This is a genomic window from Streptomyces sp. (genome assembly GCF_036566765.1).
Lineage (GTDB): Bacteria > Actinomycetota > Actinomycetes > Streptomycetales > Streptomycetaceae > Streptomyces.
This window is the reverse complement of the sequence record NZ_DATCVQ010000278.1, coordinates 1-8,640: the sequence shown is the minus strand read 5'-3', so window position 1 is coordinate 8,640 and position 8,640 is coordinate 1. Positions and strand designations below refer to the sequence as shown.

Sequence of the window (8,640 nt, the reverse complement as noted above, 5' to 3'; positions counted from 1 at the left end):
GCTGGGCGACGGCGTCGAGCAGCGGCCGGTAGAACAGCTTCTCGTGCAGCCGCCGGACGACGGAGGCGTGCCGGCGCCACTCCTTGTTCAGGTCGGTGACCGCGTTCCCGACCCGGTTCACCAAGGCACCGGGGTCCGCCTCGGCGGGATTGTCCTCGGTGCCGTACGAGCCGATCAGGTCCGCGGCGGCGGTACGGAACAGCTCGCGGCGGCGCACCCCACGAGCCACCGCGACTGCCACCTCCGCGGTGTCCGCGCGCCCCACCGCTGCCAGGATCTCCTGCTCCAGATGGTCCCGGCTGCGCGGCTTCAGGCCCTCCGGATCGCCGAGCAGCGCCACCGCCTCGGGGGCCCGCAGCAGCAGGTCGGGGGCGAGCCGCCCGGCGGAGAGCACGCGCGCCAGGTTCTCCGCGGCCGCGCCCTCGTCGCGCAGCAGCCGCAGATACCAGGGCGTCTTGCCGAGCGCGTCGGACACCTTGCGGAAGCCGAGCAGGCCCGCGTCCGGGTCGGCCGAGTCGGCGAACCAGCCGAGCAGCACCGGCAGCAGGGTCCGCTGGATCGCGGCCTTGCGGGAGACCCCGGAGGACAGCGCCTCCAGGTGGCGCAGGGCGGCGGCGGGGTCCGCGTACCCGAGCGCCTCCAGACGCTGCCCGGCGGCCTTGGGGCTGAGCCGGGTCTCGCCGGGCGCGAGCTGGGCGACGGCGTCGAGCAGCGGCCGGTAGAACAGCTTCTCGTGCAGCCGCCGGACGACGGAGGCGTGCCGGCGCCACTCCTTGTTCAGGTCGGCGACCGGGTCGGTGCGCAGGCCGAGGGAGCGGCCGAGCCGTCGCAGGTCGGTCTCGTCCTCGGGGACGAGATGGGTGCGGCGCAGCCGGTACAGCTGGATGCGGTGCTCCATGGCGCGCAGGAAGCGGTACGCGTCGTCGAGCTGGGCGGCGTCGGCGCGGCCCACGTAGCCGCCGGCGGCGAGCGCGCCGAGCGCGTCGAGGGTGGTGCCGCTGCGCAGCGTCGCGTCGCTGCGGCCGTGCACCAACTGCAGGAGCTGGACGGCGAACTCGACGTCCCGCAGGCCCCCGGGGCCGAGCTTCAGCTCGCGGTCGACCTGCGCGGCGGGGATGTTGTCGACGACCCGGCGGCGCATCTTCTGCACGTCGGGGACGAAGTTCTCGCGCTCGGCGGCCTGCCAGACCATCGGCGAGACGGCCTCGATGTACTCGGCGCCCAGCTCCGGGTCGCCGGCCACCGCGCGGGCCTTCAACAGCGCCTGGAACTCCCAGGTCTTGGCCCAGCGCTGGTAGTAGGCGAGGTGCGAGCTGAGGGTGCGCACCAGCGGGCCGTTGCGGCCCTCGGGGCGCAGGTTGGCGTCGACCGGCCAGATGGAGCCCTCGACGGTGGTCTCGGAGCAGATCCGCATCAGGTGCGAGGCGAGCCGGGTGGCGGCCTGCATGGCCTTGCCCTCGTCGGCGCCCTCCATCGCCTCGGCCACGAAGATCACGTCGACGTCGGAGACGTAGTTGAGCTCGTGACCGCCGCACTTGCCCATCGCGATGACCGCGAGCCGGCACTGCGCGGCGTCGGCGGGCGCGGCCGTCCGGGCGATGGCGAGCGCGGCGCGCAGCGTGGCGGTGGCGAGGTCGGCGAGCTCGGCGGCGGCCTGGGCGACGTCGGTGGTGCCGCAGACGTCACGGGCCGCTATGGCGAGCAGGCAGCGGCGGTAGGCGACCCGCAGCGACACCGGGTCGACGGCCTCGGCGAGCCCCAGCTCGAACTCGGCGACCCCGGGGTGCAGGTCGGCGGCCTCGTACGTGACCAGGGCCTGCCAGTCTCGGGGATGGCGGGCCAGGTGGTCGGCGAGCGCCTCGGAGGAGCCGAGCACGCCGAGCAGCCGGTCCCGGAAGGGCTTGGCGGACAGCAGGGTCGTCGTGAAGGTCTGCCGCTCGGCGTCGGCCTGCGCCTCGACCAGCCGGACCAGGCCGTGCAGCGCGAGGTCGGGGTCGGCGGTGCCGCCGAGCGCGTCCATCAGGACGGAGTCGTCGCGCAGCGCGGCCAGCTCCGGCAGGCCGAGCAGCCTCTCGGCGCGGGACGGGTCGGTGAAACCGTGCCGCAGCAGCCGGGTGAACGTGCTGCTCCTGCGCCCCGGTCCCGTCATCCCGTCGCTCCCTCCACCCGTGGATCATCCTGCGAAATCGAGCCTATCCGCACCGATGAGTCCACGCTGCGAGCAGAGTCTCCTCTACAGGACGACCCCGGCACGCGAACGAAAGGCACGGCGATGGACCCGAGGACCACGAAACTGGATTCCCGCTTCAGCGACCCGAGCGCCACAGCCTTCGCCTGGTCGGAGGCGGAGAAGCAGCTGGCGGCGGCCGAGCTGTTCTGGCTGACGACGGTACGCCCTGACGGCCGCCCCCACGTGACCCCCCTGATCGCCGTCTGGTCCGGCGACGCGCTGCACTTCTGCACCGGCCCCGACGAGCGCAAGGCGCGCAACCTGGCGGAGAACCAGGGGGTGGTGCTGACCACGGGCACGGGCCGGCTCGACGAAGGCCTGGACCTGGTGGTGGAGGGCACGGCGGAGCGGGTCACGGACGAGGCGCGGCTGGCGGAGCTGGCGGCGGCGTACGTGGAGAAGTACGGACCGGATTGGCGCTTCGAGGTGCGGGACGGCGGGTTCGTGAGCGACGGTGGATCCGCGGTGGTGTTCGCGGTCGCCCCGCACAAGGTCTTCGGCTTCGCGAAGGGCGAGCCGTTCGGCCAGACCCGCTGGGCCTTCTGAGGAGAGCCGATGAACTGGACGCTGGAAGTCGTGCCGGTCCCCGTCACCGACCTTGACCGGGCGAAGGAGTTCTACGCCGACAAGGTCGGCTTCAAGGTGGACCTGGACGACGAGATCGCGCCGGGCATGCGCATCATCCAGCTGACCCCGCCCGGCTCGCGCTGCTCGATCGCCATGCTCTCCGGCATGCCGCAGACCCCCGGCGCCGGCTCGATGGCCCCGGGCTCGCTGCACGGCCTCCAGCTGTGCGTCACCGACATCGAGGCGGCCCGCACGGCGCTCGTCGACAACGGCGTACAGGCGAGCGCGATCCGGCACGTCGGCGCGAAGGGCTGGGAGGACGGCAAGGGCGAGACCTGGAACTCCTTCATGACCTTCGCCGACCCGGACGGCAACACCTGGGTCGTCCAGGAGGCCCCCTCGGAACTCTCGGAACGCTGAGGTCCGCAGCGCCGGGCGGTCAGAACACCAGACGGTAGTTCCGCACCCGCTCGTCCTCACTCTCGTACGCCATCCCCGCCGCCTCCATCACCCTCCCCCTAGGGCTTCGCCCTGGGGGGACCCCCAGAGGCGAGGTTCCCGAGGTCGGCGTCCCCGCGGACGGCCGTGGCGCCGGCTTCGCGGGCGCGGTCGATCAGGGCGCGCAGCGACTCGGCGGCGTAGCCGTGGCCGCGGACGGCGGGGACGAGGCCGTAGCCGACGGTGACGACGCCGGCGGGGTCGGGCGGCCCGTGGAAGCCGATGCCGCCGATGGCGACGCCGTCGGCGAGGCGGCGTATCTCGTACGCCCGGTAGACCCCGGGGTCGCCGTGCGCGGCGACCCCGTCCAGAAATCCGCGCGCCCCGGCGACGTCGAAGTCGCCGGGGTACCCCTCGGCCCAGCGGTCGCCGGGACCGCGATCCCCCTCGACGATCCGCCGGGCCTCCGCCTCGGAGAGCGGGTGCAGCAGGATGCGGGCCGTCTCGATGATCGTCGCGTCGCTCACGAGCGGCAGTGTCGACCGCACCTCGCGCCGGTGCAACGCATTTGCCGGTGACGACGCCCGCGAACCGGCCGAGTCACCGACGGCGGCCGGTCGCCCAGCGCCGCAGGCGTGCCGTGTTCTCCTGCTTGCGGCGGTACACCCCGGCGGTCTCGGCCGGACTCGCGACCAGGACCAGGATCGGGGTCCACCGCGGCCGCCCGCGCCGGGCGGTCCAGCGGACGGCGGGGAAGTCCGTCACCGCGGTGATCCGGGACCGCTCGATCCTGCGGGTCCACAGATAGCCCCGTACGACCAGCCGCCCCGGCTCGCACCGCACGCCCGCGCGCCACCCCCGCACCGCGAGCGCCAGGAACGCCAGGGCCACGGCGGCCGCCCAGCCGGCTCCCTGCGCCGCGTACACGGCGAAGCCGACGGCCGGCGCGCCGCCCAGGACGGTGTTGGCGATCCGGTTGGGGACGGTGGGAACGAGCTCCACGCCCGACATGCCGAGACGTCCGCCGCGCCGGTCCGGTTACAGCACCGGCAGGTTCTTCCGGAGCTCGAAGGCGGTGACCTCTGAGCGGTACTCCTCCCACTCCTGCTTCTTGTTCCTGAGGAAGAAGTCGAAGACGTGCTCGCCGAGTGTCTCGGCGACCAGTTCGCTCTTCTCCATCAGGTCGATCGCCTCGCCGAGGTTCTGCGGCAGCGGGGCGATGCCCATCGCGCGGCGTTCGGCGTCGGAGAGGGCCCAGACGTCGTCGTCGGCGCCGGCGGGGAGTTCGTAGCCCTCCTCGATGCCCTTGAGGCCGGCGGCGAGCAGGACCGCGTACGTCAGGTACGGGTTCGCGCCGGAGTCGATGGAGCGGACCTCGACCCGGGACGAGCCGGTCTTGCCGGGCTTGTACATGGGGACCCGGATCAGCGCCGAACGGTTGTTGTGGCCCCAGCAGATGTACGAGGGGGCCTCGCCGCCCGCGCCCGCGCTGCGGGCCGAGCCGCCCCAGATGCGCTTGTAGGAGTTGACCCACTGGTTGGTGACGGCCGAGATCTCGGCGGCGTGCTTGAGCAGGCCGGCGATGAAGGAGCGGCCCACCTTCGACAGCTGGTACTCCGCGCCCGACTCGTAGAACGCGTTCCGGTCGCCCTCGAAGAGCGACAGGTGGGTGTGCATGCCCGAGCCGGGGTACTCCGAGAACGGCTTCGGCATGAACGTCGCCTGCACGCCCTGCTCCAGCGCGACCTGCTTCATGACCAGGCGGAAGGTCATGATGTTGTCGGCGGTGGACAGCGCGTCGGCGTAGCGCAGGTCGATCTCCTGCTGGCCCGGCGCGCCCTCGTGGTGGCTGAACTCCACCGAGATGCCCATCGACTCGAGCATCGTGATGGCCTGCCGGCGGAAGTCCATGCCGACGTTCTGCGGGGTGTGGTCGAAGTAGCCGGAGTTGTCCGCGGGCGTCGGCCGGGAGCCGTCCAGCGGCTTGCTCTTCAGCAGGAAGAACTCGATCTCGGGGTGGGTGTAGAAGGTGAAGCCCAGGTCCGAGGTCTTGGCCAGCATCCGCTTGAGCACGAAGCGCGGGTCGGCGAAGGACGGGGAGCCGTCGGGCATGAGGATGTCGCAGAACATCCGGGCCGTGCCGGGGGCCTCGGCCCGCCACGGCAGGATCTGGAAGGTGCCCGGGTCCGGCTTGGCGATCATGTCGGACTCGTAGACCCGGGCGAAGCCCTCGATCGCCGAGCCGTCGAAGCCGATGCCCTCGTCGAAGGCCTGTTCCAGCTCGGCGGGGGCCACGGCGACCGACTTGAGGAAGCCGAGCACGTCGGTGAACCACAGGCGCACGAACCGGATGTCGCGCTCCTCGAGCGTGCGGAGGACGAACTCCTGCTGCTTGTCCATCTACGTTCCTACCCATCCTTGCTGGTCAGGCCGCCTGCTCCCACCGCCTCGGGGCTCATCGGGGGGCACCTGAGCATCCCACCACATGGTTTCGTGCACGTTGCACACCCATACTGCCTGTTCAGGTGTGGCGCAGGTAACGGGGGACGGGCCGATTCCCTCCGCGTCCCCGACCGATTCCCTCCGCGTCCCCGGCCGATTCCTCCCTCGTCCCACCGGCCCGTTCCGGCCCACCCTGCCGCATCGGGGGTGCGGGCCACTACGATCTCGGCCCATGGGGGTCCCGCGGCGCGTCCGCATCCCACGTCACGCGCGTCCCGTGGCACTGCTGAGTGCCGTGGCGACGCTCCTCGCCGCGCTCTTCATCTGCCTGGGCGTGGCGAAGGGGACGCCCGCGCACCATCCGGACGCCCCCGCGGCCGCCCGGGCGATGACGCCCGTGAACCCCGTGGCCGTCGGCGTCGACGAGTACGTCTGCCCGTACGACCGCGGTGACTGCCGCATCTTCCCCTCGCTCGGCCCCGCCGTGCTCACCGCGCCGCCGCTCGACCCGCCGCTGCACGCGGACGGCCGGCCGCAGCGGCTCGAAGCTCCGCACGGCGCCGTACGGGCGCACCGCGCCGACGCCCGGCCGCGCGCGCCCGATCTGCACGTCCTCCAGGTGCTGCGGACGTAGCCGGGCCGGCCCACGACCACCGGGCCCGTCGCACATCCGTCAGCAGTCCCCCGCTCATTCACGAAGAAGGACGTCCACCATGGCTGCCAAGAGCTCCGTCACCGCCGACCGCCGCGCCCGAATAGAGGGGATGCGCCGCGCCGAGCAGGCCCGTGAGCGCCGCAACCGGATCCTGACCCTCAGCATCGCCGGAGTCATCGTCCTCGGCCTGGTCGGCTTCGGCGGCTGGGTGATCAACAGCAAGGCGAACGAGAAGGAGCAGCAGGAGACCCTCGCCAAGGCGCCCGTGCAGGAGGAGAAGTCCTGGGACGCCAAGAAGCTCGGCCGTAACCACGTCACCACGGCGGTCACCTACCCGATGAAGCCCGCGGTCGGCGGCGACCACGACCAGGTGTGGATGAACTGCGACGGCGACGTCTACAAGAAGCCGATCCCCGAGCGGAACGCCGTCCACTCCCTGGAGCACGGCGCGGTCTGGGTGACGTACAACGACAAGGCCTCCGCCGACGACGTGAAGAAGCTCGAGGCGAAGGTCGACAAGACCCCGTACACCCTGATGAGCCCCGTGAAGGACCAGGCCGGCTCGATCATGCTGTCCGCCTGGGGCAAGCAGGTCACCGTGGACGGCGCGGACGACCCGCGGGTCGACCAGTTCTTCACCAAGTACGTGCAGGGCCCGCAGACGCCCGAGCCGCGCGCCGCGTGCATGGGCGGGCTGTCGCAGTGAGGATGACCCGCACGCACTGGGCGGCCATCACCGCGGTGGTGCTCGCCTTCCTCTTCGCCGCGGCCGCGACGGTCACCTCCGCGCAGCGCGACGAGGAGCCCGCCGGGATCGCCGTCCCGGCCCGTGACTCGGCGGACGCGGGCTTCGCCCGCGACATGTCGGTCCATCACCAGCAGGCGGTGGAGATGTCGTTCGTCGTCCGGGACCGCACCCAGGACGAGGAGGTGCGCCGGCTGGCGTACGACATCGCCAACACCCAGGCCGGGCAGCGCGGCACCATGATGGGCTGGCTGGACCTGTGGGCGCTGCCCAAGGTCGAGTCCGGCACCGAGCCGATGGCCTGGATGGACATGGGCGACGCCGGGCACTCCGGCCACGGCGGCGGGCACGACGAGGCCGGCGCCGCGGGCGACCCGCTGATGCCGGGCATGGCGACGGCCGCCGAGGTGAAGCGGCTGGGCACGCTGGGCGGGAAGCAGGCCGAGGTCTTCTTCCTCCAGCTGATGATCGACCACCACAAGGGCGGGGTGCACATGGCCAAGGGCTGTGTGGACAAGTGCACGGTGGCGGTCGAGCGGGATCTGGCGCAGGGCATGGTCGACGCCCAGGAGTCGGAGATCGCGCTGATGACGGAGCTGCTGAAGAAGCGGGGCGCGGCACCGCGCCCCTGAGCCCGGACCGGCCGGACGGCCCCCGCGACCCGCTGCGGTCGCGGGGGCCGCGCCGTCCACGGACAATGAATGGTGCTCGGGGACGTACGCACGACGTTCTACGGAGGTACGCACCCCATGACCACGGCGAAGGACATCATGCACCCCGGGGCCCAGTGGATCCCCCGGCACGAGACGCTGGACCGCGCGGCCCAGCTGATGCGCGACCTCAACGTGGGCGCGCTGCCGGTCGCCGACGAGAACGAGCGCCTGTGCGGCATCATCACGGACCGCGACATCGTCATCCGCTGCGTCGCGATGGGGCACGACCCGGCAAAGGTGACGTGCGGCGAGATGACGCAGGGCACTCCGCGGTGGATCGACGCGGGCTCCGACGTCCAGGAAGTGCTGACCGAGATGGAGGGGCACCAGATCCGCCGGCTGCCCGTCATCGAGAACAAGAAGCTCGTCGGCATGATCAGCGAGGCGGACCTCGCCAAGCACCTGACCGACCAGCAGCTCAAGGAGTTCTGCGCGAACGTCTACGCGTCCTGAACCGCTACGCGTCCTGACGCGCCCTCGGGCGCTCCGATCTGCTCCAGGACCGCCCGGGCCACCGTGTCCGGGCGGTCCAGCATGATCAGATGCCCCGCCGGTTCGACCGCCTCGAAGCGGGCGCCGAGCCGCCCGGCCAGTGCGCGCTGGCGCGCGGCCCAGCGGCGCGAGCCGTCGGGGGCGGCGAGGACGGTGACGGGCAGGCCGGGCGGCAGCGGCGACTGTTCGCGCAGCGCCAGGAGTTCGGCGGCGACGGCCCGGTAGTGGGCGTTCTCCAGGAGCGCGCCGTTCATCACCCGTGAGGTCGCGTAGCAGCGGCGCACCAGGGCGGCCGGGGCCGGGTCGCCGCCGGAGTGCCGGGAGAGCCGTACCGAGGCGCGTCGGGCGAGCGGCCCGA

The 8,640-nt window shown here is 72.3% G+C and carries 11 protein-coding genes; 6 read left to right on the top strand and 5 right to left on the bottom strand.

Features of this window, described 5'->3' with window-relative positions:
* A partial coding sequence (locus VIU94_RS15510; RefSeq protein ID WP_331911805.1) for a bifunctional [glutamine synthetase] adenylyltransferase/[glutamine synthetase]-adenylyl-L-tyrosine phosphorylase occupies positions 1-2,149 on the bottom strand: 2,149 nt, incomplete at its 3' end.
* Positions 2,150-2,272: 123 nt separating this feature from the next.
* Between VIU94_RS15510 and VIU94_RS15505 the strand changes: the two genes are divergently transcribed.
* On the top strand, positions 2,273-2,776 hold the full coding sequence (locus tag VIU94_RS15505; protein ID WP_331911803.1) for a pyridoxamine 5'-phosphate oxidase family protein: 504 nt from the start codon (positions 2,273-2,275) through the stop codon (positions 2,774-2,776).
* A gap of 9 nt (positions 2,777-2,785) precedes the next feature.
* Complete coding sequence (locus VIU94_RS15500) at positions 2,786-3,217, top strand: VOC family protein (protein ID WP_331911801.1); 432 nt, start codon at positions 2,786-2,788, stop codon at positions 3,215-3,217.
* A 98-nt stretch (positions 3,218-3,315) separates the two neighbouring features.
* Here VIU94_RS15500 and VIU94_RS15495 read toward each other — a convergent pair whose 3' ends face one another.
* From VIU94_RS15495 to glnA2, 3 genes are all read right to left on the bottom strand, one after another.
* On the bottom strand, positions 3,316-3,762 hold the full coding sequence (locus tag VIU94_RS15495; protein WP_331911799.1) for a GNAT family N-acetyltransferase: 447 nt from the start codon (positions 3,760-3,762) through the stop codon (positions 3,316-3,318).
* A gap of 73 nt (positions 3,763-3,835) precedes the next feature.
* Positions 3,836-4,246 (bottom strand): hypothetical protein, encoded by a 411-nt coding sequence (locus tag VIU94_RS15490; protein ID WP_331911797.1) that lies wholly within the window; start codon positions 4,244-4,246, stop codon positions 3,836-3,838.
* A gap of 27 nt (positions 4,247-4,273) precedes the next feature.
* Positions 4,274-5,635 carry a gamma-glutamylpolyamine synthetase GlnA2 gene (glnA2, locus tag VIU94_RS15485; protein WP_331911795.1) on the bottom strand — a complete coding sequence of 454 codons (1,362 nt, stop codon included), beginning with the start codon at positions 5,633-5,635 and terminating at the stop codon, positions 4,274-4,276.
* A 319-nt stretch (positions 5,636-5,954) separates the two neighbouring features.
* On the opposite strand from glnA2, the gene VIU94_RS15480 reads away from it, so the two are divergent.
* The 4 genes from VIU94_RS15480 to VIU94_RS15465 all read left to right on the top strand — a co-directional run bounded on the left by VIU94_RS15480 (position 5,955) and on the right by VIU94_RS15465 (position 8,243).
* Positions 5,955-6,311 carry a hypothetical protein gene (locus tag VIU94_RS15480; protein WP_331911793.1) on the top strand — a complete coding sequence of 119 codons (357 nt, stop codon included), beginning with the start codon at positions 5,955-5,957 and terminating at the stop codon, positions 6,309-6,311.
* 79 nt (positions 6,312-6,390) lie between these two features.
* Positions 6,391-7,038: a thioredoxin-like domain-containing protein gene (locus tag VIU94_RS15475; protein WP_331911791.1), complete on the top strand. Its 648-nt coding sequence runs from the start codon at positions 6,391-6,393 to the stop codon at positions 7,036-7,038.
* 2 nt (positions 7,039-7,040) lie between these two features.
* A complete protein-coding gene (locus VIU94_RS15470; RefSeq protein WP_331911789.1) occupies positions 7,041-7,709 on the top strand; it encodes a DUF305 domain-containing protein in 669 nt (222 codons plus the stop codon).
* A 117-nt stretch (positions 7,710-7,826) separates the two neighbouring features.
* Entirely contained in the window at positions 7,827-8,243 is a 417-nt protein-coding gene (locus VIU94_RS15465; protein WP_331911787.1) for a CBS domain-containing protein, read from the top strand.
* On the opposite strand, the gene VIU94_RS15460 is transcribed toward VIU94_RS15465, so the two are convergent.
* Positions 8,231-8,640: alpha/beta fold hydrolase (locus VIU94_RS15460; protein WP_414720958.1), on the bottom strand; the 410-nt coding region annotated here is incomplete at its 5' end. The two genes, VIU94_RS15465 and VIU94_RS15460, sit on opposite strands and share 13 nt — an antisense overlap.

What these genes read in the sequence shown, in the direction of transcription:
- VIU94_RS15505 (WP_331911803.1), top strand. Translation starts at nt 2,273, where the DNA reads ATGGACCCGAGGACCACGAAACTGGATTCCCGCTTCAGCGACCCGAGC.
- VIU94_RS15500 (WP_331911801.1), top strand. Translation starts at nt 2,786, where the DNA reads ATGAACTGGACGCTGGAAGTCGTGCCGGTCCCCGTCACCGACCTTGAC.
- VIU94_RS15490 (WP_331911797.1), bottom strand. Translation starts at nt 4,246, where the DNA reads ATGTCGGGCGTGGAGCTCGTTCCCACCGTCCCCAACCGGATCGCCAAC.
- glnA2 (WP_331911795.1), bottom strand. Translation starts at nt 5,635, where the DNA reads ATGGACAAGCAGCAGGAGTTCGTCCTCCGCACGCTCGAGGAGCGCGAC.
- VIU94_RS15475 (WP_331911791.1), top strand. Translation starts at nt 6,391, where the DNA reads ATGGCTGCCAAGAGCTCCGTCACCGCCGACCGCCGCGCCCGAATAGAG.
- VIU94_RS15470 (WP_331911789.1), top strand. Translation starts at nt 7,041, where the DNA reads ATGACCCGCACGCACTGGGCGGCCATCACCGCGGTGGTGCTCGCCTTC.
- VIU94_RS15465 (WP_331911787.1), top strand. Translation starts at nt 7,827, where the DNA reads ATGACCACGGCGAAGGACATCATGCACCCCGGGGCCCAGTGGATCCCC.